Consider the following 21,641-nt stretch of genomic DNA (forward strand, 5'->3'; position numbering starts at 1 on the left):
GCCTTTGCGAAATCATCTTCTCCTCCATTGTGAAACTCGGACTTCTTCTGCAATTGAACCCATTCAAATAGGTTCAATATGCCCAGATTTCTTTGTCATGTTCCCTTGTTTTAGTTATCTTTTGAGCGTATGTCTGACGCCATAGGGTGTCAATTAATTCATTGACATGGTGTCAAAGTAGCGAGGCCACATGAACTGGAAGCCGGAAATCAGGAAGGGAACCGGCCCCATCTACGTGGCAATCTGCGACGCGCTCGAGCGCGGCATCGCCGAGGGCCAATTGCTGCCGGGAGAAAAGCTGCCGCCGCATCGCGACCTTGCCTATCGGCTCGGAGTGACCGTTGGCACGATTGCGCGGGCCTATGCGGAGGCTGCAACCAGGGGGCTCGTCGTCGGCGAGGTAGGGCGCGGCACCTTCATCAACGACTTCGACAATCATCGCGACGATATCACCCGTCTCGTGGTGCCAGAGAAGCTTCAGCCGGAGGTAATAGACCTCGGGCTAAACCTTTCTGCCATCGGCGAAGCCGACGAGATCCTCAGATCGACCCTGAAGGACCTGTCCCGTTCAGGGTCTCTGAACGCGCTTCTCACCTATCAGCCCAGCGCAGGCATCATGTCCCACCGTGCGGTGGCAGCGCACTGGCTGGAGGGCATCGGCATAAGAGTGCATCCGGACAATGTGATCATCTGCAATGGCGGCCAACACGGCCTTCTGATCAGCATGATGGCGCTGGCTGGCCATGGCGATTCCGTTGCCACGGAACAACTCACCTATCCGGGCGCGAGGGCCATCGCCCATCAACTGGGCATCAATCTCGCTGCCATTCAAACGGACGAAGAGGGCCTGGACCCTGCAGCCCTACGCGAACTATGCGAGACCAAAAGGCCGAAGGCGCTCTATTGCATGCCCGTGCTCCAGAACCCGACGACCATCACCATGTCCGAGCAGCGCATACGGGAGATTGCAGCAATCGTCGAGGAGTTCGGCCTCTGGATCATCGAAGACGACGTCTACGGTTTCCTGGCAGAAAACAGGCCGCGGCCCTTCGCGTCCATCATTCCGGAGCGGACCATCTATCTCACCAGCGCTTCCAAGAGCATGGCACCTGGCCTGCGCATCGGCTTCCTGGCCGTGCCGGCCAAGCTGAGCCGTAGCGTCCAGGAAATCGTCACCATGAGCAACTGGATGTCACCACCGTTCATGGCGGCGATCGTGACCAACTGGATGGCGGACGGCTATGCTGACAAGCTGATCGCATGGCACCGCATTCAAGCACATGAACGTCAGGAGGTTGCTCACCGGATCCTCGGTCCTTATGCGGAAGGCGCCTCGAAGTCGTGCTATCATTTGTGGCTGAACCTGCCCGAGCCTTGGCGCATGGATTCGTTCTCCGCGACGGCCCTGCGCGAAGGTGTTAGGGTGATCACTGCCGACGCCTTTGCGGTGAAACGCGATCACGCACCGCATGCAGTGAGGCTTTGCCTAGGAGCCGCGCACTCCCTGCCACAGATCGCGCTAGGCTTGAACCGGCTGATGGGCCTGCTCAATTCGCAGCCCAAGCCACACATGGACCTGCAATCGATAGGCTATCTCTAGCCGGCAAAAATGCCGGAAAGTACGTCCGGACGCGGAGCTAATGCCCTAGCTGCCTTTTGCAGGCCGCGCCCATTGAACACTCAACCTTCGGCCTGGCCTTGCACGCCTCGGCAGAACCACATCGCGATCGAGTTACGGCAACTGGGGTGCCAGCTTGTCCCAGACCCAACGCGCAACGTTCTCGAGAGAAGGCACTTCCAGCCCTTCGATCTCGTTGAGATATGTATGATCGACCGCCTTGCGGACGACCTCTATCTGCTGCTCCAGCTCATAAAGATTGGCATGGCCAGCCAAAGACTGGATCGGGGTCGCCGACAAGACGGACGCTGACCGGACGAATGACCATGGTTGGTTCGAACAAGGCTGCAGTTGGTGAGCTGCCTCGAGAATGCCGACCCGGCACTTTACCGCACCAATAGCGACGGCGGTGGCAGCATCAGTTTTATGCGCGGGAGATGGACGACCGGCTCAACGCGCCAAGCTTACGCTGGCGTAGCAGGCACCGACGGCTCGTCGCAACGGGCGGATCAGCGCACCGTTTCGTGACATTCACTTGTCTTCGCCGAGGAAAACGACAGCACCCTGATCCAGTACGTGCTGGAGCCGGTCGAGAACGTGACCGGATCCAAGTTCGCCGACGACGTAAAGATGGTCGCCTTCGAAGCGAACCGGCCAATGCATGTTGCCAGCGCAGTATCCCAGCTCGATTCCCGCAGCCGCGTCGGCCGCCTTGAAGACCAGCCACCGTTCCGGCTCGGCGCGGACGACAATGGCGCGCTTGTCTTCAAGCAACAGGACGGCGCCATCGACGAGCCGCTGCGTACGCGGCAATGAGATGGCGCAGCGTGTGCCGCGGTCTGTTCTCGCCGTGAGGCGCCGTCTGGCGATTTCGGCTGTGTCGAGCATGATGAACTCGACACGACCTTCGTGGTCCAGCAAATGAAGCCGAACGCTCAGCTGCTGGTCGGCAGCCAACCCTACGATGGACGTCAGCTTCAACATTCAACGCTCCCTGAAGCGGCTGGCCGCTGGGTTTCAAGGCAACATGCAGCTGTTTCCGAGTCAGATCCCGAGGTGCGCGTCGACGACTTCCCGGTCGTACAGCTGATCTGGCGAGATCTCGGCGACGAACGCGCCCTTCTGGATTATCAGCACACGGTCGGCCAGCTGGCGAATGAAGCGGATGTCCTGTTCGACGAGGATGATGCCCAGGCCGAGCGTGACTTTCAGTTCGCCAAGCTTCTCGGCGATGAGGTCGACGATTGAGGGCTGGATGCCTTCAGTCGGCTCGTCGAGAAGGATCAGCTTCGGGCGCCCGGCAAGGCAGCGGGCGAGCGCCAGGATCTGCTGCTGTCCACCCGACAGCCCTCGACCGGGCCGCTCGAGCAGGTCCTTCAGCACCGGGAAATGGCCGAGCATCTCGGGTACAGCACTTTCGCCGCCGCGCATGATCTCGCCCATCTTCAGGTTCTCCATGACCGATAGCAGCGGGAAGATGTCGCGGCCTTGCGGCACGTAACCGATGCCTGCGCGGGCACGTTCGGACGGGCTGGCAAAGGTGACGTCGCGGCCGTCGAACTCGATCCGCCCTTGCGTCGTCTTGATCTGGCCGACGAGAGTACGCAACAGCGTGGTCTTGCCCATGCCGTTGTGGCCGAGGATGCCAACGACCTCGCCCTGCTTCATGGTGAAGCTGATGCCGTGCAGGATCGGGATCCGGCCGTAGCCGGAGTGCAAGTTCTTGACCTCAATCATCTTCGGATTTCCCCAGATAGACTTCGCGGACCAGCTCGTTGCCCTGAACCTTGTCCATCGTGTCCTCGATCAACACGCGCCCCTGGTGGAACACCGTCACCGTCTGCGCGATCTGTTTGATGAACTGCATGTCGTGCTCGACAACGACGATGGCTGCGGACTTGTTGACCTCGCGAATGAGCTCCGCGGTCTTGTTGGTCTCATCCGCCGTCATTCCGGCGGCCGGCTCGTCCAGCAGGATCAGCTTGGGCTCGAGCGCCACGACCATGGCAAGCTCGACCCATTGACGCTGGCCATGCGCAAGTTCGCCAACTAGCCTGCCGGCCAGTGCAGTCAGCCCCAGCCGCTCCATGACGTCCTTGCCCTTGGCAACGGCACGCGCCTTGCCATCACGTGATTTAGCCGCAACGGAGACGTTTTCCGCCACCGTCAGGTTGTTGAACACATCGGGCACCTGGTTCTTGATGCCGATGCCCAGCCGGCTGACCTGATGCGGCTGGGCCCGCGTGATGTCGACGCCATCGAACAGGATCTGGCCGGTTGTCGGCTTGAGCTGCGCCGTCAGCATCTTGAAGAACGTGCTTTTGCCAGCCCCATTGGGACCGATGAGACAGCGCAGCTCGCGCTGCTTCAGGTTAAAGTCGACACTGGCGATGGCAACGACGCCGCCAAAGCGCTTTTCGAGCCCCCTGGTCTCGAGGATGCAATCGGACGTGGTCATGGCACCCTCCTTTGCTCGACCAGCGGCGCGACATAGGGACGGAACTTCAGTCGCCGAAAGGCATCGCCGATGGTCGGCACAACGCCTTTGGGGACCAGCAGGACAAAGCCGATCAGGATGGTGCCAAGCACCAGGTTGGCATTGAGCACCTGCTGGGCGCCAAGCTTGGTGGCGATCCACTGGATCGCGAAGCAGCCGACGATGGGGCCTAGCAGCGTGCCGGTGCCGCCGACGATCACCCAGATGATCACCTGTGCCGACTGCGCAAGTCCGAAGACATCGGGGCTGATGAACATGCCCCAGTTGGCGAACAGGCAGCCAGCCAGGCCGGCGATGGCGCCACCTATGGTAAAGGTCGCCAGCTTGTAGAAACGCGCGTCATATCCGAGCAACTCGGCGCGACGTTCGTTTTCGCGGATGGCAACGACGACTTGGCCGAACCGGCTCTTCAGCATCAGCCGCAAACCGACATAGATCGCCAGCAATGTAAGACCGGACAGATAGAACAGGCCGTCAAACGACAGTGCCGCATCGGGTCTGCCCGGAAAATTCAACGGCGGAACGGCCGGAATGCCATTGTAGCCGCCGATGGCGGCGGTCCCGATGACATATTGCGACCCTGAAGTCGCGCCCATCACCTTGTACAGGATCAGCGTCACCGTCAGCGTGATGACGCCGAAATAGACGTCGGTAATGCGGGCATAGAACAGGAAGTAGCCGAGCAATGCCGCAAACAGACCGGGCACGATGATCGACAGCAGCAGTGGAATGGTGCTGTCGCCGAAATTGATGACGGCGATGGCATAGGCATAAGCGCCGATGCCGAAGAATGCCGACTGGCCGAAGCACAAGATACCGCCATAGCCCCAGATCAGGCCGAGGCTGAGCGCCAGTATCGCCATGATCACATAAGACGTCAGCTCGATCATCATGACCGGATCGACAACTTGCGGCAGCGCCAACAACAACACCAACCCCAACGCCGTGGCGGCAACCAGTCCGCCGTTTCCTTGCCAATGCGCGATCATGCCGCCCTCCTGAAGAAGCGTCCGGTGATGCCTTGCGGCATGAACCGCAGCAGCACAACGGCAGCAGCCAGCAGGGCCACCTCGCCGATAACCGGGGTAGAGAGATATGTGATGATCTGGTCAATCGCCCCGAACATGACGGAGGCAGACACAGTACCCGCCAGGATCGCCGGGCCGCCGCCGATGACGGTGATGAAGGCCTTGGCGACATAGGCCGCGCCGATTGTCGGCACGATGCCGGTGATTGGAGCCATAACGCCGCCGGCCAAGCCAGCGAGACCGGCGCCAACGCCGAAGGTGACGGCGTACACGCGCGATGGATTGACACCAAGTGCCGCGGCCATGTCGGCGTTCTGCATCGTGCTGCGGGCGATCAGCCCGTAGCGGGTGAAGCGGAAGACGGCCCAGATCGCTGCGAAGACGGCGACTGCTATGACGATGATGATCAGCGAATAGGCGGCGATGCGGTAGTCGCCGATCTGCAGCGAGCCCGCCGGTGCCGAAATGCCCTCGGTAGTGTTGCCGAACACCGTCGTCGCCAAACCGACAAGCAGCAGGCTCAGCCCCCAGGTCGCAAGCATCGTGTCGCGCGGCCGCCCATAGAGGAAGCGGATAATCGTCCGCTCGATGACCACGCCGATCACCCCTACGACGATGGGGCTGATCAGCAGCGTGGCGACCCAGATGTTTATGCCAGCCTTGGTCGCGACGATCGCGGCATAGCCGCCGAGCATGAGGAACTCGCCATGCGCAAGGTTGATCACCCGCATCATGCCGAAAATGATGGACAGTCCGACACTGATCAGCGCCAGGCTGGCAACGGCTTTGAGAGCCTCGAAAGAAAGTACTACAAGCAGGTCCATATTGAGCACAGCCTCTTGGATCGCTGCGGGTCGTTCGCTCAAATACGACGAACGACCCGCACGCTTTCGGATCGTTCAGACCTTGATGACGTACATCGAGTTGTCGTCAGGGTTCTTCTTGAGATCGCAGACGCCTGAAGTGTCGAGTGGCTGCTGCTGCGAGAAGCTCTCCAGGATGTTGATCTTGCGGTCCTGGATCTGGCCGATGTTGATGTCCATGACACAGTGATGCGTCTGCGGATCGATCGAGAACTTGCCGCTCGGCAGGTCGAGACTGATGCCGGATTCGAGCGCCTCGATCACCGGCATGCGCTCGGCGGTGCCTGCCTTCTTGACCCCTTCCGCCCACAGATAGACGGACTGATAGGTCGCCATGGCGAGTTCGGTCACATAGGGGTACTCGGCGCCGAAGCGCTTGTGGAAACGATCGAGGAAGGCCTTGTTGGCCGGCGTGTCGAGCGCCTCGAAATAGTTGAAGCACAACAGGATGCCATTGGTTTCCTCTGGCGACAGCACCATCTGCTCGCCGCCGATGGTCATCGTCGTCGAAGCCATCGGGATCTGCTTGTTCATGCCGGCGGCCGCCCACTGGCGGTAGAACGACTGGTGCGCGCCGCCGACCAGCACCAGGTAAAGGAAGTCCGGCTTTGCCTCCTGGATCTTCTGGATCGTCGAGCCGAAATTGGTGACGTCGAGCGGGAAGAAATCCTCGCCGACGATCTGCCCGCCATTCTCGGTGCAGTATTTGCGCGTCCAGGCAGCGGTGATCTGGCCGTAATTATAGTCCGCTGCCAAGGTGTAGATTTTCTTGCCCCATTTGTTCATGGCATAGGGCACGTGCTTGGACTGCTTCTGCGCCGGCGTGATGCCGGTACAGAAGATGTTGCGGTCGCAGACGCCGCCTTCGTATTGCGTGTTGTAGAAGTAGAGCGTGTTGAGACGCCGAAGCACCGGTCGCATCACCTCGCGTGAGGCGGACGTGATGCCGCCGAACAAGGCAGACACCTTGTCCTTCAGCGCTGCCTGCTGCGAGTACTGCGGATAAAGCCGCATGTCGGTCTGGGTATCGTAGGTGATCAGGCTGATCTGCTTCCCCAGCAGCCCGCCGGCCTGGTTAATCTCCTCGACGGCGAAGGTGATGGCGTCCTGCATCGGCTTTCCGGCCGCGTCGAGACCGCCGGAAAGATCGAGCAGGCTGGCGATCCTGATGGCGTCTTCCTGCGCGAAAGCGCGGCCACCGATGCTGGCCAGGCCAAGGCCCGCTGCGGCACCAGCGCCGGTCTTGAGAAGTGTGCGGCGATTGACGTGTGAATTCATTATCATTTTGTTCCCCTGTTTCTTGCGGCCGACGCCAATGCATCGGCCGGCTAGGTTCATGCTTGAAAATCACATCGCGAGTTGCTGCCTCGTCAGGCGCCCAGAAGCTCCCGCCAGGCCTCATCGAGAAACTTCACATCCGCCTTCCTGAGGCCGGACCCGCCGGCGAAATGCCCGTGGCTCGAGCGGAACGGACGCAGTTCCGCATTCGGCATGTGCTCGACCTCGAACGCGCTGTCTTCGGGAGGGAAATAGAGGTCGCAATCGCCCGGCATGACGATCGCCTTGGCCTTGATGGCGCCGAGGGCCTTGCGAAAATCGCCGTTGTAGAGCTCGTTGTCGCTGATGTCCCCGGACTGCCAGGTGCGGATCATCGCCACCATGTTGTTGGCGTCGCGCAGGTTGAACCACTGTTCCCAGTAGCCGACGATGAAGTCCTCGACCGAGGCGTAGCCGAGCTCGAGATACTCCTCCTTGCGAAAGAATTCCTGCGAGAAGCCCCAGCCGGCATAGACACGGCCCATGGCACGCAGGCCTTTGAAGGGCTGCTCGTCATACCAGCCCTCCTTGAAGGCATCGTCGGCAGTCAGCGCGGCTTTCACGCCTTCGAGCATCACGTGGTTGTGCTTCGCCGTCTTCGCCGAACCCGCTGTCGGGCAGATCGTCTCGACCATGTCGGGATAGAGCGCTGCCCAGTGGAAGGTCTGCGCCGCCGCCATCGACCAGCCGGTCACCATCTTGATTTTGGTGATACCGAACTTTTCGGTCAGCAGGCGGTGCTGCGCCTTGATGTTGTCGTAGTAGGTGACATGCGGGAAGCGCGCCTTGTTGTAAGGCGGCGGCGTGTTGGTCGGCGACGACGACAGGCCATTGCCGAAAATGTTGGGAATGATGATGAAATACTTGCTCGGGTCGAGCGCGCCGCCTTCGCGGATGACCCACTGATTGTCGTAGTGGGTGGACGCCATATAGGTCAGCAGGACAATGACATTGCTCTTGTCGGCATTGAGCCGGCCAAACGTCTTGTACGCCAGCTTCGCGTTGGGAAGGGTCATGCCCTTCTGAAGTTTCAGATCTCCAAGCTCGAAGATTTCATAGTCGACTTCCTTGTCTATCTTCCACGGCGCCATCGGTTCCTCCTGCTTTGACAATAGTTCAAGGTTCAGCCGCCCTGTTCAGGCCGGCAGTTGTGGTATTTCTGGCTCAGGCAATAAGTATTCGTTCCGATCCATCAGGATCAGTTGCTGTCTTCCTCAAACCTTCTGGCGTAATTTTCCCGGCGCACGCAGCAGACGGTAGAAAAACGCAAAAACCCCGCGCACTCAGAAACCTGAGTTTGCGCGAGGTCTATCTAGATCCTCTATGAAACGCAGCGCTTTTGCTGCGGACACTGCTCGCTTGGAGCCTTCGGAAGCCATCAGGCCTCACGAACATTTGGATGTTATTCCATCAAGCCGTAGGCGTCAACCAGTGCCGCGGAAATTGCCGCGACTGACATCTGCTTGGTCATGGCCTGCCGCCGCAGGTAGTCATAGGCCTCGTTGGCGCGCAGCTTCTTCTGTGTCATCAGGATGAGCTTGGCCTGCTCGATCTGCCGCGAGGCATGCAGCGTCTCCTCGAGCTTTGCCACCTTGTTCAGCAGCCGGCGTTCGTAGCTGAATATATGGCGAGCAAGCGCGAGGTTGGAAAGGATCGCGGCTGGCTGGCACGGTTTGATCAATATCGCCTGGGCGTTTGAAAGCCTGAGCACATCAACCGGGACGCCTTTGTCGCCATCGACCACCGCCACGACAGGCACCGGCGGGGCGCCGGAAAGCCAGGGAGCCGCCGCAAGCACGTCGGCGTCGATCGCCACCAGCGCGAAGTCGAAGCCGATTGGCGGCAGTGTCGGCGCCGGCCAGGCCATCTCCACGCGGCAGCCCACCCGCCTCACTTCGCGCAGCACGGCATCTCCTGCGCCATCGCGCGGATGAACGAGAAGCACGGTCGATTGGCGCAATTCCGCCTGCACGCCACCCGATCCGCGCGTGGCACGTGGCTGCGCAGCACTTGCACGCTGCGAGCCGTCAGCCCCCGCGCCGTGGAATCCGCGAGAAGTACCGCTCATGACCGAACCTCGTATGCTGAATGCTCTGGCACGTCGGCCCCCCTTATGTGACCAGGAATGGGTCGGGACGCAGCGCCACCTTCGATTCACGAAGGATGTCGAACCGGCCATGGTCGTCGGCCTTGCCTATCCGCGTCCAGAGCTCGGCATGGCTGTTCTTGTAGTCGATGCCGATCCGGCCCTGGGGGGCAGCAATCTCCCGGCCGAGCACTGCGGGGCGCAAGGTATCGGTATCCATGCTGTTCGTCTCGGCGACGGCCTGGGCGAAGAGATGCACCTGGAAGTACGCAGCCTCGGCGCACATGTTGGTCGACTCGTCCTCACCGAAACGCTGTTTGAAGAGGCGAACGAAGCGGTCGTTTTCTTCATTCGCCACGCTCTCGAAATAGGTGGCGGCGGTGATGTGTCCGGCCCCGACGTCCGTCCCCATCAGACGCAACTCCGCCTCGCAGGTGTTCAGGCTGCCGATAGGCATGTTGTCGGGGGTGAAACCCGCGTCGGTGTAAGCCTGATAGAAATGTGAGATCGCCTGGCCGACGACGGTCGAGAAGATGACGTCGGGCTTGTTGTTGCGCAGGTCGCGGATGATCGGGCGGAAGTCGTTCGGACCGGCGCCGAAACCCAGATACTCCTCGCCGACGATGGTGCCGCCCTGGCCGCAGACGAGATCACGAACGATCCGGTTGGTGCGCCTGGGATAACAATAGTCGGTGCCGAGAAGGTAGAAACGGTTGCCGTGAGTGGTAAGCAGGTAGTTGATCAGCTCGATGGTGTTCTGGTTCGGCGACGACCCGGTGTAGATGATGTTGGGCGAAAATTCGAAACCCTCGTAACGCGTCGGATACCAAAGCAATGCGTTGACCCGCTCCACCAGCGGCAGCACGGCCTTGCGGCTCGTCGAGGTATAGCAGCCGAAGATCGTCGTCACTCGATCCTCGATCAGAAGCTTCCGCGCGTAGTGCGAATAGAGCTCGGTGCTGGATGTCGGATCATAGATGATCGGCACGATCTCGCGGCCGTTGATACCGCCTGCCGCATTGATTTCAGCGATGCCCAGCATCGTACCTTTGAGCTGCGTCTCCTCGATCGCGCCGGTGTCGCCTGACTGCGAGAACAGCACGCCGACGCGCCAGGGCTCGCCTGTCGAGCCCATGCTCAACCGCCGCCCGCGGCAAGGTGAAATGCGAACATCCAATCCTCCGCCATTCATGCCCTCGTCGGCCGGTTTTCCAGCCATGGCCCGACGCAACTTATGACGATGCTGTCGCAAACCACCCCTACGAGGAATTAGTTATTCCTAACATACAAGCATGACGGGACCAATCGAAAATGGGGACGTACCCGAATATACCAGCACGCGCGCAGGCCAACCCGGTGCCGGCAACGATATGAACAATCCCATTACAGCCGCAATCCTTGCCCGCTTTGCTCTAGATGGCAAAGCCTAGACAATCGGCATATCGTTTCTGCAAGGGCGCTGTCTAGGCCCGCACTCTAAACGTCTTCAGCCCCACTGGGGCTGGGCTTCGGCCAGCTGAACCGCGCAGACTCCATCGAGTACCGGCACGACGAATCTCCGCGAAAGCGTCGTGGGGAGGTCTGACATGCCGGCGCAGCCGAGGACGATCTCCTCCCCTCGACCTCTTCCAGCGAAGATCGCCGCGCAGAGCGGCAAGAGACCGACGAACACGATCGAGTGGGCCGCCGTGACGTTCTGAAGGGCAAGAGCAGTCAAAGGTGGGAAACCAACCACCACGCAGAGGGAAACGACGATCAGGGAATTTAGATCCCGGCGTTCCGGGCGACGATCTTGGGCGACGACACGTCGACTACAAGCTTGAACAGACAGTCACCTGGCTCGGTAAGTGCCGGAGCACGTTGACAGGCGACAAGGCCCGACTGCGCGAACTGCACCAATCTGGCAGGCTCCGACGGCCCTGAAGTCGGATGGATTGTGCCGGCAAGATCTCCAGCCTCAGCCTCGTCTCCCACCGCCACCGCAGGCTCGAAGATCCCTCTGACCGGCGCATAGGTGAAGGCCTGCCTGCCATCGACCCGCATGGATCGTGTCGGCCCAGCCGGCTCGACGATGGCGTCGGGCAGGATGCCCATATGCTTCAGCACACGCAGCACCCCGTCGCGCGCGAGCTTTTCACCCGCCCGTGACAGTGACGCCCCGCCGCCGAGTTCGGTGGTCAGGGCAGGAATGCCAAGCGCCTGGGCTGTCGCCGACAGGGTTGTGGCACCGCCGCCGCCCGAACCGTCGCTGATCGAGCCGATGGGAGCGCCAAAGACATACATGAGTTCGAGAAGCCGTGCCGTCTCGGCAGCGGTCTTGCCCACGCGGATCAGGCAGCAGGGCAGATAGAGCAGTGAGGTGCCACCGGAGTGCAGGTCGATGACGATGTCGGCGAGCGGCAGAAGCACCTCTGAGACATAGTGGGCGATCATCTCGGTCGGCGTGCCATTGGCGTCGCCGGGAAACATCCGGTTGAGATTGCCCTGATCAAGCGGCGACACGCGCCTGCCTGCGTCCACCGCGGGATAGTTCAATGCCGGCAGGATGATGATGCGGCCACGGAGCTCGCCGGGATCGAGCTGCCGGGCGAGCTTGCTGAGCGCGACCTGGCCTTCATACTCGTCACCATGATTGCCGGCGACAAGCAATGCGGTCGGTCCAATACCGTTCCTGATGCAGACGATCGGGATGGGAATGGTGCCATAGGCCGAACGATCGCTTGAGAACGGCAATCGCAGGCAGGAGATCTGCTTGCCGTCCCTGTCAAACTCAACGTCCGTCCAGATGCGTGTGTCGTTCGCCACCGGTCCGTCCCTTCTCATATGCCCACAAGTCGTCAATGCAGCAGCGTGTGGAGGAAAGACTGGGCGCGGGGATGGGTGGGCGTCGAAAAGAACGTCATCGGCGATGCCTGTTCGACAATGCTGCCCTGATCCATGAACACGATCTGGTCGGCAACCTCGCGGGCAAAGCCCATCTCATGGGTGACGCAGATCATCGTCATGCCTTCCTGGGCCAGCCCGGTCATGACGTCGAGCACCTCCTTGACCATTTCGGGATCGAGTGCGGAGGTTGGCTCATCAAACAGCATCAGGCGCGGGTTCATGCAGAGCGCCCGCGCGATCGCCACCCGCTGCTGCTGTCCACCTGACAGTTGTGCAGGGTATTTGTCGGCCTGTTCGGGAATGCGGACCTTTTCCAGGAAATGCCGCGCCAGGCTTTCGGCCTCGGCTCGCGGCATGCCAAGCACCCGCCGCAGCGCCAGGGTGCAGTTCGACAATACAGTCAGATGCGGAAACAGGTTGAAGTTCTGGAACACCATGCCGGTCTGCCGGCGGGCCAGCGCCGTCTCCCTGGCATTGTCGCCCAGCCGGACCGTGCCCAAAGTCACGGTTCCCTGCTGGTAGGCTTCAAGCCCGTTGAGGCAGCGGATCAGGGTGGATTTGCCCGAACCGGAGGGTCCGCAGATCACGACGCGGGATCCGCTTGGGATTGTGAGGTTGACCTCTTTCAACACATGGAAGGCGCCATACCACTTGTTGAGCGAGGTGATCTGGACGGCAAGGGTGGAGTCTGTCCTGATCATGGGTTCCCTCTAGAATCCGGTGGAGGCGAGCAGTCCGCTGGAGAGAACGAGCTCGCCTGTGAGTGTGCTGGCTCCGAACCGAGCCGCAGGGTCCGGCTCGTCCCGCCCCTAGCGGGCCGTGGGACCAAGCAGCCGGATCTCCAGCCGTTTGATGGCAAGCGAGATGAGGAGTGCGAGGCCAAGGAAGATGAGGCCGGCAACCGTCAGCGGCTCGGCGTAGCGGTAGGTATCGGAGGCGATGTCGAAGGCACGCCCCAGCATCTCCGGCACCGCAAGCACGGCCAGGTAGGGTGTCGCCTTGAGGATCGAGACGAAGTAGTTGCCCATCGGTGCTGCGATGTTGCGCAGCATCTGCGGGGCGATGACAAAGACGGTCATATCCATCCGGCCGAGACCAAGCGCCCTTGCCGCTTCCGCCTGGCCCTTGGGGATGGCATCGATGCCGGCCTTGAACACCTCCGCGAGATAACCGCTGTAATAGAGGCTGAGCCCGATCATGCCTGTGGCAAGCGCACCAAGGCGAATGCCATAGAACGGCAGGATGAAATACAGGCAGTAGAGCCAGACCAGCACCGGCGTTGCCCTGATGAAGTCGATCAGGAAGCGAACGAACAGCCCTCCCGGCCCGCCAGAGCGGCGGATGAGTTCAAGGCCAAAACCGACTGCCGAGGCGCCAACACAGCTGACTGCTGCCACCAGCAGCGTCATGCCAATGGCACTGAGGATGCTCGGCACCGTCGACAGCGCAAAGGCGATATCAAACTGCACAACGCGCCTCCCTTACCGGGTTGATGCGCCGTTCCACCCAGCGGCCGAAAAGTGCGACCGGATAACAGACGATGAAATAGGCCAGCAGCAGCGAGCTGTAGATCGGCACCGGGTCGTACTCGATCTGCGAGATCTCCTTGGCGCGGAAGGTCATGTCGCTCAGCGTCACCAGCGAGACAAGCGATGTCGCCTTCACCAGCTGGATGAGCTGGTTGATGAAGGTCGGGCTCATGGCGACGAGTGCCTGCGGCAGTTCAATGCGCAACAGGATGGTGGAACGCGACAGCCCCAGTGCCTGGCCAGCTTCCTTCTGGCCGCGATCCAGCGCCTGCAGGCCGGCTCTGACGGCCTGGCTGGCATAACCGCCAATGTTGAGCCCAAGCACCATGGCACTGACAGTCATTGCCGACAGCGCCAGTCCGGCAAGCGGCAGTGCGTAATAGAACACGAACAGCAGGATGATGACGGCGGAGCTGCGCCAGAACTCGATGACCGACGTCACCACGAACCGCGCCGGGCCCGTGGTCATGTATTGGGCAACGCCAAAGACGAGGCCGAAGGGAATGGCAAAGACAAGGCCATAGAGCGTCACCAGAGCGGTGACGCGAAAGCCCTGCAGGATGCCGAGCCAGATCTCGAGGATGCTCATTTGCCGGCACCAGCCGTACCGCAGAGCTTCTCGACGGTGACGGTATCAGGCACGACCTCAGTCTCGCCAAAGCCATATCTGGCCATGACCTTGGTGACCGTGCCGTCCTTCGTCAGCGCCACAAGCCTCTCATCCCACAGTGCCCTGAGATCCTGGTCTTCGCTGCGGAAGGCAACAGCGGCGTAGGTTGCCTGGTCGTCCGTCGTCACGAAGGGGGCGGCACTCTCCAAGCCCTTCAGCTTGCCGCTGGCGAGCAGACCGATCGCGGTGGGCGAGGACAGTACCGTCACATCGATGCGGCCAGAGCGCAGGGCTGAGATGTTCGCCTCGATGTCGGGGAACAGCAGCATATTGCCTTCCGGCACGCCGGCGGCAGTCGCATTCCTGACTGACACACTGCCGCGGCCGGCACCCATGATGATGTTCTGGCTTACAATGTCCTCGAACCCATGGATCTGTTTTGGATTGCCGGCGAGCACGATGGCCGCATCGTGGACCTTCAGATCAGGAGCACCGAAGGCGACCTGCCGGCAGCGCTCGGGCGTGATCGAAAGACCGGAGGCCACGGCATCGAAGCGGCCGGCGAGCAGGCCCGGGATCAGGGCGCCGAACTCGGTGACCCTGATGTCGATCTCCTTGACCCCAAGCTCGGAGAAGGCAGCCCTCAACAGGTCTGGATGCCACCCCTTCGCCTCTCCTGTGGCTTCATCACGAAAGCCCCATGGCGTCCGGTTGTGGATGCCGATGACGATCTTGCCTTCGCGCAGCACACGTTCCTTCGTCGTCTCGGCAAAGGCCGGACCACCTGGCAAGGCAACGATCAGTGCGAGCAAAACGCCCCACATGAATGCAAGCCACAGGCGTACAGAACTTCTAAAGGTCATTCTCTCTCTCCCAATGTTGTAAACAGTCCCGGACCGCCGCTGTTCGGGCGGTCCGGGTCGCCGCAGTCTCGTCTCCCGCGATCCTGCGTTCGTTCAGTTCCCTGGAATTCGCGAGAGCTACGGCTCTCAGCGGCCGGATTGGCGCTAACCTGGATGGCGCCGGGGAACATGGCTCGCCAAGGCCGACAGAGGATCGGCTATGCCGGGGTCGCCGAGCGCCTCAAGATCGTCTAGTGCCGACTGAATTTGCGGCCAGGGGAATGCCGAGGGGTCAGCCGTATTCTCGCCGCCACCGACGATGATCCGCAGCTTGGCGACCACTCCGCGAAGCGACCGTGCGCGAGTGGCGGCCACGCTATCCAAAATTTCCAGTTCAGCCTCGACGGCCTGGAGCTCGGCGTGACGGGTCCGCGAATATCCGACCTCATGGTCAAGGGCGTCCCAACGTGCCTGGCTATCTGCCACGGTCGATGTCGAAGTTTGACGCCGTTCGCCACCAGAATCGGACGACGCAAGCGCATTCCGTATCCGTGTCTCGAGACGCTGCTGCAGTCGGCACAGCACCACTGCCATGTGGTGGGCGTGTTCCCATTCCTGCAGCAGGTCAACGCACGGATCGACGGTGCCAAGCAAACGCATGGCGTTCTTCTCGGCAGGACTTACGCCAAACGACCTCTGAGCTTTCGTATCGTCATCCACTGCACGGCTCTTCCTTCGTCCGCCAGGGATGACGAAGGGCAAAAATGTCTGAAGCATCCCAACTCGAACCCAGTGCTGTACCAGCTGTATTGGATGATGCCCTGAAGACGGCAAGCTGAGTCAATCGCGAGGCGCCAAACGTGTCCAACTCAGACATCGTCTTGAACAAGCTCCGCTGCGTTAGAGGATCCACCGTTGTGGCATTGATGGATGTTACTGGTCGGCAGGCTCACTCGGCTCGCGGCTTTCTGTACGGAGCAGTCCGCAAGAAGTTCGGCTTAAACCGGTGAGCGAGACAAGCAAAAACCGCAGGTCGCAGATTTTCGATCACGCTGCAAGACCAACGCCATTAAGAGGACAATACAAAGTCTGGGTTCGAGGTCGCCGCTCTGGGGCGACCTCGAACCCCGGAGCGTGAAGGGCTGTATGCCGCGTATCCTCCTACCGCAGTGCGTCAAGACGCTCGCGGCCCAACAACGCCGATTCAATGAGCACTTTGGTGTAAGGATGTTTCGGGCTCTCCACGACTTCACGTGCTTCGCCGTACTCGACAATCTTTCCCTCGTGCATCACCGCGATCCGGTTGGCGAACGCATGGGACACGGCGATATCGTGCGTGATGAACAGGTACGCGACACCCGCCTGTTCCTGTATGTCCCGCAGCAGGTTCAGGACCTTTCCGCGGATGGAGACGTCCGCACCCGAAAGCGGCTCGTCCGCCACAATGATGCTCGGATTGACGCAGATGGCACGTGCGATGTTCAGCCGTTGTCTCTGCCCGCCGCTCAGCTCGTGCGGGAAGCGCTTCAGGATCTGTTGTGCAGGTCGCAGGCTCATCTGCTCGAGGATAGCGATCGATTTGGCCTCGACCTCCGCGTCGTCGGGGTTGGACGTTGAGCGCATGGCTTGCGCCAAGATCTGGCGCACCGTCCTGCGTGGATTGAAGGTTGCGCTCGAATCCTGGAACACGGGCTGTATCTTCGACCGATGCGGCTTCATCTCCTGGGCACTCATCTCGGAGGTTCGATGCCCCGCGAGCTCTACCCAGCCCGCGTCGGGTTTGGCGAGATTCAGCGCCATCCTCGCGAGCGTCGACTTGCCAGATCCGCTTTCGCCGACCAGAGCCAGCGTCTCGCCTGGCATGACGTCGAGCGAAACCTCTTTCAGCGCGTAGAATACACCGCCGTCTCGCGTGTAGTACTTCTTGGAGATGTCGCGCAGCCTTAGGATAGGGGCCACTTCAGATCTCAGCGACGTATTTTCTACCATGTCTGATCGCCCTCGAAGGTCTTGAAGCGTCCATTCTCGTCCAGCAACAACCGATCGGCCTCCAGCAGAGTCGATGTGTAGGTACTCTGGGGATTCCCGAACACTGTGTCGATCGATCCGGACTCGAGGAACTCCCCATGCCGCATCACATAGATCTTCTCGCAAAGCGCGCTGATGACGCCGAGGTCGTGCGAGATGAGCAGAAGAGACGTACCGAAAGCCGCTCTGATGTCGCGGAGCAGGTCCAGGACCTTTGCCTGCGTGGTGACGTCAAGAGCGGTCGTAGGCTCGTCGGCGATGAGAAGCCGGGGCCGACAGGCAATCGCGATAGCGATCAGAACGCGCTGGCGCATGCCGCCGGACAGTTCATGCGGATACGAACTCTTGCGGGAGACCGGTAGGCGCACGAGATCGAGTAGCTCGCTCACCCGTCGGTCGACATTCTCGTCCTTTCCATGAAGCTGGACCGACTCTGCGATCTGCTTGTCGATTCGCATGATCGGATTGAGATAGCTCAGTGGATCCTGGAAAATCATGGCGATCTTTCCGCCCCGAAGCGAGGGAATCGCCGAGCGAGAGATCGGCTTTCCTTCGACCTGGTATTCGGAGAAGCCGATCTCCGCCGTCTCCTCTGGTAGCAGGCCGAGAATCGAGCGCGCGACGGTGGATTTTCCTGATCCGGTCTCGCCGATGATTCCGACCGCCTCGCCAGGCGGGACGGTCAGCGTCACGCCTTTGACAACGCGCACACCCCGGAAGGCGACGCTCAGGTCTTTCAGATGCAGGACTGGTGTGCTTTGCATCATGCGTCCCCCGACCGTGGATTGAATGCCTGGTTCAATGCGTCGCCGACAAGATTGAAGGTCAGCACGGTAATCACGATCGCGAGTCCCGGGAATACCGTCAGCCACCAGGCGAAGTAGAAATACTGCTGCCCGGAGGTCAGCAAGCGGCCCCAACTCGCGACCTCGGGTGAGGTCAGGCCAAAGAAGGCCAGCGAGGCTTCCAACAGGATCGCTTGCCCGATCACCAGCGTCCCCACCGGAATGACCGGCGGGATGGCATTGGGCAGGATCTCCCGCCAGAGGATCTTGTGCTCCGCAATGCCGAGGCACCGCAGCGCATCGACGAATTCCATGGACTTCATCTTCATGACTTGCGCTCGCATCACGCGGGCGGATTGCGGCCAGGCCAGGATCGCGATGATGAAAATGACCTTCAGCATGCCGGTACCCGCCATGGCGACCACAAGCGCCGCCAGGACGAAGGTCGGCATGACCTGGAATGTCTCGGTAATTCGTGAAACGAAAGTGTCGACCCTGCCGCCGAAATAGCCGCTGATTGCTCCCATCACGACGCCCAGCGTCATCGCCGTGGCCGCCGCCGCAAGCCCCACGACCAGCGATGTCCTCACCCCGTAAACGATCTGGGTGAGCACGCTGCGCCCCAGTTCGTCCGTCCCGAAAAGCGCGTCGGCCGAAGGCGGTGCCAGGATCGACTGCGAGATCTGGTTCGGGCCGCGATCGACCAGCAGCGATGGGCCGAAAATGCCCGCGAACAGCAGCACACAAGACAACGCCAGACCAAATTGTAGAATCTTGCGGCTCTTGAAGGCTTGCAGCAGCCGTGAAGATTTCTCAGCGGCCATATTCAATCCTCGGGTCCATCTGCGAGGAGATGACGTCGCTAAGCAGATTCGACAGGACCACAAGGGTCGCTGTGAGCAAGAAGATGCCCTGCAGGACTGGGTAGTCGCGGGACGCAACCGACCTCAGGAACAACTCGCCGATGCCCGGCCAGCCGAAGACCGCTTCTATCATGAACGAGCTCGTCAGCGCCTGCCCGAAAGTGTAGCCGATGACGGCAATAACAGGGACCATAGCGTTCGGCAGTATGTGCCTGAAGAACACGCGCCGCCTGTTGAGGCCTTTCGCGGTGGCGGTAGTGATGAAATCGAGGCGCGATACCTCGATCATGCTCACGCGCGCCACCCTTGCTATGGCGACCATCGCGAAGGTGCTCACGATCGATCCGGGCAAGGCCCAGTGCCAAAGAAAATCAAGAATGACATTCGAGCCGGTCGACCGGATGTTGAACATTCCCTGGACCGGGAACAGACCCAGCTGAACCGCAAAGACAATGATAAACACCTGACCGACCCAGAAGATCGGGATAGAGTCGACGAAGAGGATCAGCGAGGTCAGTCCTGTATCGAGGCGCCCGCCTGGTCGGCGGATGGCCATCGAAGCCAGCAGCACTGCGATGATCGACCCGAGGATCTGGCTAGGCACGACCAGTAGGAGCGTGTTCGCAGCGCGCTGCAGAATGACGTCCATCACTGGAAGCCGATTGACGAACGAGTAGCCGAAATCCCCGAGAAACAGATTCTTGAAATAGATGAGAGTTTGGACATAGATCGGCTGATCCAGGCCGAAAGCCTGGCGACGCTCTTCGACATATTCGGGTGGTACGGGATAGTCACCGACGAGAGCGACGATCGGGTCGCCCGGAACCAAACGGGTCAGAACGAAGCTTACCAGCACGATTGCCAGGATGACCGGAACGGATGTGATTAGTCTTCGGATAATAAATGATCGCACGTCTCAGTCTCTGTGTTGCTCGCCGCGCCGACCATAAAGGCACTGTGCGCACCGAAGAGGAGATACATGGATAGTCACAATTCTTGAGCGGAGTGGGCGCGGAAGCTTCCGCGTCCACTCCGCGATTGGCTGCGCCGAAAGCGAGCCGTCCGGCCAACCGGTCTACTTGTCGACCCAGGCGTCGCGCCAGGTCGGGAACATGTACTCGTTCTCCATACCTTTGAGCCAGGCGCCCTGGGCTTCCTTGTCAACCGGATCATGGATGGTCAGGATCGGCATATCCTCGCCGAGGATCTTCTGCGCCTTCTTGTAGTAGACGCCCCGAGCATCGAGATCGGTTTCGCTCTGCCCAAGGGTGAAGAGTTCATCGATCTCCGGATTGGAATAGCGTGCGGCGTTGCCGCGGAGCGATCCGATCGTTGTCGAGACGAACTGTCCGGACCAACCGATCGCGGGGTCGCCGCCGCTGCTGTAGCCGTGGTAAGCGATGTTGGCTTCGCCCTTCGCGATACGCTCGGTCGACAGAGGAGGCTGGATGGTCTCGATGGTCAGATCGATGCCGACCTGCTCCCACATGTTCTTGAGCGCGGCGGCAATCTGGCTTCCGCCTTCTTCACCGGGCTCGATGATGAAGTTCATGGACAGGCGTTTGCCCGAAGCGTCCCGCGTCACACCAGCCTCGTCCAGAAGCGCATTGGCGCGCGCCGGGTCGTATGGGTACATTTTCGAGAGATCCATCTCAGGATCGATCGCCCAGGGGAAGCCGCCCGCAAACGGCGACGTGCTTGCCGCTCCCTGGCCGTTGAAGGCCGACTTCAGAAGAAACTCGCGGTCGGTCGCAAACATCAGCGCCTGGCGTACACGCTTGTCGTCGAACGGTTTCTTCTCGGTGTTGATCGAAATGAAGTCCGTGGCCGGCGGCTTGCGGGCCGGCTGCAGCAGCAGCTGCGGATTGCGCTCGATCAGCGGATAGTCGGAGGTTTCCAAGGCGAACCACGGAATACGATCCACCTGGCCCGAGAGCAAAGCCTGCGTGCGTCCTGCACCGGAGGGAACGACCTGGGCGATGATCTCATCGAGGTAGGGCTTGCCCTGTTCCCAATAGTCGGGGTTCTTGACCAACCTCAGATGGCTTCCGCGCACCCATTCCTTCAGGATGAACGGACCGCTGGAGACCGGCTCGGCGTTCGAAGCCTTGTTGGTCAGGGGATCGGTGCCGACATAGACATGCTCGGGCAGGATTGCAGCGCCCTGCTGGCATGTCAGCGCGATGAGAATCGGCCCGTAAGGCTTCTTCAGCGTGATCACGATTTCCTTGTCGGAGACGGCCTCGATCTTGTCGATCGAGGTCAGCGTACGCTTGAAGGTCGGGCTGTGCTTGCCGCTGATCTCTTCGTAGGTGTACTTGACGTCCTTCGCGGTAATAGGCTTGCCGTCCTGCCAGCGGGCATCGTTGAGCACGAACTTGTAGGTCAGCTTGTCGTCGCTGATGTCGACCGACTTGGCGAGAAGCGGATAGGCTTCCCCTTCGGCGTTGATGCCCATCAGGCCCTGGTAAAGAATGCAGCCGATGGTGCCGGTTTCGCTGTTCGTGGTCAGGTCGCGAGTCAAGTAGGTGGGGTCCTCTTGAAGAACGAAGACCGCCGTGCCGCCCCTCTTCGGTTGGGCGTCCTGCGCTGATGCGGAACCCGCAAACGCTAGCGCAGAGAAGCCAAGTCCGACGATCAAGCCACCGCCGAACCGAGCTTTGGAATCGCGCAGCAAGGACCGGTTATG

General features: G+C 60.7%; 22 protein-coding genes and 1 pseudogene. 1 reads left to right on the plus strand and 22 read right to left on the minus strand.

The window, feature by feature from the left end:
* The first annotated feature begins 190 nt into the window (after positions 1-190).
* Positions 191-1,600 (plus strand): PLP-dependent aminotransferase family protein, encoded by a 1,410-nt coding sequence (locus tag C8K44_RS18510; protein WP_109577250.1) that lies wholly within the window; start codon positions 191-193, stop codon positions 1,598-1,600.
* A 132-nt stretch (positions 1,601-1,732) separates the two neighbouring features.
* On the opposite strand, the gene C8K44_RS27965 is transcribed toward C8K44_RS18510, so the two are convergent.
* The 22 genes and pseudogenes from C8K44_RS27965 to C8K44_RS18625 all read right to left on the minus strand — a co-directional run bounded on the left by C8K44_RS27965 (position 1,733) and on the right by C8K44_RS18625 (position 21,476).
* Positions 1,733-1,918, minus strand: coding sequence for a 6-carboxytetrahydropterin synthase (locus C8K44_RS27965; protein ID WP_245417532.1), 186 nt, complete (start codon positions 1,916-1,918; stop codon positions 1,733-1,735).
* Positions 1,919-2,149: 231 nt separating this feature from the next.
* Positions 2,150-2,602, minus strand: coding sequence for an urease accessory protein UreE (locus C8K44_RS18520; protein ID WP_109577251.1), 453 nt, complete (start codon positions 2,600-2,602; stop codon positions 2,150-2,152).
* A 60-nt stretch (positions 2,603-2,662) separates the two neighbouring features.
* Positions 2,663-3,355, minus strand: a complete 693-nt coding sequence (locus C8K44_RS18525; RefSeq protein WP_109577252.1) for an ATP-binding cassette domain-containing protein — start codon at positions 3,353-3,355, stop codon at positions 2,663-2,665.
* On the minus strand, positions 3,348-4,076 hold the full coding sequence (locus C8K44_RS18530; RefSeq protein ID WP_109577253.1) for an ABC transporter ATP-binding protein: 729 nt from the start codon (positions 4,074-4,076) through the stop codon (positions 3,348-3,350). Before C8K44_RS18530 ends, C8K44_RS18525 begins: the two co-directional genes overlap by 8 nt.
* Positions 4,073-5,104, minus strand: coding sequence for a branched-chain amino acid ABC transporter permease (locus tag C8K44_RS18535; protein ID WP_109577254.1), 1,032 nt, complete (start codon positions 5,102-5,104; stop codon positions 4,073-4,075). Before C8K44_RS18535 ends, C8K44_RS18530 begins: the two co-directional genes overlap by 4 nt.
* Positions 5,101-5,967: a branched-chain amino acid ABC transporter permease gene (locus C8K44_RS18540; protein WP_109577255.1), complete on the minus strand. Its 867-nt coding sequence runs from the start codon at positions 5,965-5,967 to the stop codon at positions 5,101-5,103. Before C8K44_RS18540 ends, C8K44_RS18535 begins: the two co-directional genes overlap by 4 nt.
* Positions 5,968-6,042: 75 nt before the next feature.
* Positions 6,043-7,290, minus strand: a complete 1,248-nt coding sequence (locus C8K44_RS18545; RefSeq protein WP_199227135.1) for a transporter substrate-binding protein — start codon at positions 7,288-7,290, stop codon at positions 6,043-6,045.
* Positions 7,291-7,376: 86 nt separating this feature from the next.
* A complete protein-coding gene (locus C8K44_RS18550; protein WP_109577257.1) occupies positions 7,377-8,414 on the minus strand; it encodes an alpha/beta fold hydrolase in 1,038 nt (345 codons plus the stop codon).
* A 311-nt stretch (positions 8,415-8,725) separates the two neighbouring features.
* A complete protein-coding gene (locus C8K44_RS18555) occupies positions 8,726-9,391 on the minus strand; it encodes an ANTAR domain-containing protein (protein ID WP_158282758.1) in 666 nt (221 codons plus the stop codon).
* A gap of 43 nt (positions 9,392-9,434) precedes the next feature.
* Positions 9,435-10,544 carry a transporter substrate-binding domain-containing protein gene (locus C8K44_RS18560; protein WP_109577259.1) on the minus strand — a complete coding sequence of 370 codons (1,110 nt, stop codon included), beginning with the start codon at positions 10,542-10,544 and terminating at the stop codon, positions 9,435-9,437.
* Positions 10,545-11,039: 495 nt separating this feature from the next.
* Positions 11,040-11,210: pseudogene (locus tag C8K44_RS18565) on the minus strand (EamA/RhaT family transporter); the annotation flags it as partial.
* The gene (locus tag C8K44_RS18570; RefSeq protein WP_245417533.1) at positions 11,174-12,214 is read right to left on the minus strand and encodes a succinylglutamate desuccinylase/aspartoacylase family protein; all 1,041 of its coding nucleotides are present in this window, start codon (positions 12,212-12,214) and stop codon (positions 11,174-11,176) included. The gene C8K44_RS18570 and the pseudogene C8K44_RS18565, both read right to left, overlap by 37 nt.
* A gap of 32 nt (positions 12,215-12,246) precedes the next feature.
* The gene (locus C8K44_RS18575; RefSeq protein WP_109577261.1) at positions 12,247-12,996 is read right to left on the minus strand and encodes an amino acid ABC transporter ATP-binding protein; all 750 of its coding nucleotides are present in this window, start codon (positions 12,994-12,996) and stop codon (positions 12,247-12,249) included.
* Between the two features lie 108 nt (positions 12,997-13,104).
* On the minus strand, positions 13,105-13,764 hold the full coding sequence (locus C8K44_RS18580; protein WP_109577262.1) for an amino acid ABC transporter permease: 660 nt from the start codon (positions 13,762-13,764) through the stop codon (positions 13,105-13,107).
* Positions 13,754-14,413, minus strand: coding sequence for an amino acid ABC transporter permease (locus C8K44_RS18585; protein WP_109577263.1), 660 nt, complete (start codon positions 14,411-14,413; stop codon positions 13,754-13,756). Before C8K44_RS18585 ends, C8K44_RS18580 begins: the two co-directional genes overlap by 11 nt.
* Complete coding sequence (ehuB, locus tag C8K44_RS18590) at positions 14,410-15,297, minus strand: ectoine/hydroxyectoine ABC transporter substrate-binding protein EhuB (RefSeq protein ID WP_109577264.1); 888 nt, start codon at positions 15,295-15,297, stop codon at positions 14,410-14,412. The genes C8K44_RS18585 and ehuB overlap by 4 nt, the downstream gene beginning before the upstream one ends.
* Before the next feature lie 144 nt (positions 15,298-15,441).
* Positions 15,442-15,936 carry a hypothetical protein gene (locus C8K44_RS18595; protein ID WP_146203961.1) on the minus strand — a complete coding sequence of 165 codons (495 nt, stop codon included), beginning with the start codon at positions 15,934-15,936 and terminating at the stop codon, positions 15,442-15,444.
* Between the two features lie 501 nt (positions 15,937-16,437).
* A complete protein-coding gene (locus C8K44_RS18605) occupies positions 16,438-17,265 on the minus strand; it encodes an ABC transporter ATP-binding protein (protein ID WP_109577267.1) in 828 nt (275 codons plus the stop codon).
* Positions 17,259-18,071, minus strand: coding sequence for an ABC transporter ATP-binding protein (locus tag C8K44_RS18610; protein ID WP_109577268.1), 813 nt, complete (start codon positions 18,069-18,071; stop codon positions 17,259-17,261). Before C8K44_RS18610 ends, C8K44_RS18605 begins: the two co-directional genes overlap by 7 nt.
* Positions 18,068-18,913, minus strand: a complete 846-nt coding sequence (locus C8K44_RS18615) for an ABC transporter permease (RefSeq protein WP_109577269.1) — start codon at positions 18,911-18,913, stop codon at positions 18,068-18,070. The genes C8K44_RS18610 and C8K44_RS18615 overlap by 4 nt, the downstream gene beginning before the upstream one ends.
* Positions 18,903-19,865, minus strand: a complete 963-nt coding sequence (locus C8K44_RS18620; protein WP_146203962.1) for an ABC transporter permease — start codon at positions 19,863-19,865, stop codon at positions 18,903-18,905. Before C8K44_RS18620 ends, C8K44_RS18615 begins: the two co-directional genes overlap by 11 nt.
* 162 nt (positions 19,866-20,027) lie before the next feature.
* A complete protein-coding gene (locus C8K44_RS18625) occupies positions 20,028-21,476 on the minus strand; it encodes an ABC transporter substrate-binding protein (RefSeq protein ID WP_146203963.1) in 1,449 nt (482 codons plus the stop codon).
* Positions 21,477-21,641: the final 165 nt, after the last annotated feature.

The sequence above is a fragment of the Aminobacter sp. AP02 genome (genome assembly GCF_003148805.1).
GTDB lineage: Bacteria > Pseudomonadota > Alphaproteobacteria > Rhizobiales > Rhizobiaceae > Aminobacter.

What these genes read in the sequence shown, in the direction of transcription:
- C8K44_RS18605 (WP_109577267.1), bottom strand. Translation starts at nt 17,265, where the DNA reads ATGGTAGAAAATACGTCGCTGAGATCTGAAGTGGCCCCTATCCTAAGG.
- C8K44_RS18560 (WP_109577259.1), bottom strand. Translation starts at nt 10,544, where the DNA reads ATGGGCTCGACAGGCGAGCCCTGGCGCGTCGGCGTGCTGTTCTCGCAG.
- C8K44_RS18550 (WP_109577257.1), bottom strand. Translation starts at nt 8,414, where the DNA reads ATGGCGCCGTGGAAGATAGACAAGGAAGTCGACTATGAAATCTTCGAG.
- C8K44_RS18525 (WP_109577252.1), bottom strand. Translation starts at nt 3,355, where the DNA reads ATGATTGAGGTCAAGAACTTGCACTCCGGCTACGGCCGGATCCCGATC.
- C8K44_RS18610 (WP_109577268.1), bottom strand. Translation starts at nt 18,071, where the DNA reads ATGATGCAAAGCACACCAGTCCTGCATCTGAAAGACCTGAGCGTCGCC.
- C8K44_RS18555 (WP_158282758.1), bottom strand. Translation starts at nt 9,391, where the DNA reads ATGAGCGGTACTTCTCGCGGATTCCACGGCGCGGGGGCTGACGGCTCG.
- C8K44_RS18575 (WP_109577261.1), bottom strand. Translation starts at nt 12,996, where the DNA reads ATGATCAGGACAGACTCCACCCTTGCCGTCCAGATCACCTCGCTCAAC.
- C8K44_RS18615 (WP_109577269.1), bottom strand. Translation starts at nt 18,913, where the DNA reads ATGGCCGCTGAGAAATCTTCACGGCTGCTGCAAGCCTTCAAGAGCCGC.
- C8K44_RS18540 (WP_109577255.1), bottom strand. Translation starts at nt 5,967, where the DNA reads ATGGACCTGCTTGTAGTACTTTCTTTCGAGGCTCTCAAAGCCGTTGCC.
- C8K44_RS18530 (WP_109577253.1), bottom strand. Translation starts at nt 4,076, where the DNA reads ATGACCACGTCCGATTGCATCCTCGAGACCAGGGGGCTCGAAAAGCGC.
- C8K44_RS18545 (WP_199227135.1), bottom strand. Translation starts at nt 7,290, where the DNA reads ATGATAATGAATTCACACGTCAATCGCCGCACACTTCTCAAGACCGGC.
- C8K44_RS18595 (WP_146203961.1), bottom strand. Translation starts at nt 15,936, where the DNA reads ATGCGTTTGCTTGGCACCGTCGATCCGTGCGTTGACCTGCTGCAGGAA.
- ehuB (WP_109577264.1), bottom strand. Translation starts at nt 15,297, where the DNA reads ATGACCTTTAGAAGTTCTGTACGCCTGTGGCTTGCATTCATGTGGGGC.
- C8K44_RS18520 (WP_109577251.1), bottom strand. Translation starts at nt 2,602, where the DNA reads ATGTTGAAGCTGACGTCCATCGTAGGGTTGGCTGCCGACCAGCAGCTG.
- C8K44_RS18585 (WP_109577263.1), bottom strand. Translation starts at nt 14,413, where the DNA reads ATGAGCATCCTCGAGATCTGGCTCGGCATCCTGCAGGGCTTTCGCGTC.
- C8K44_RS18535 (WP_109577254.1), bottom strand. Translation starts at nt 5,104, where the DNA reads ATGATCGCGCATTGGCAAGGAAACGGCGGACTGGTTGCCGCCACGGCG.
- C8K44_RS18510 (WP_109577250.1), top strand. Translation starts at nt 191, where the DNA reads ATGAACTGGAAGCCGGAAATCAGGAAGGGAACCGGCCCCATCTACGTG.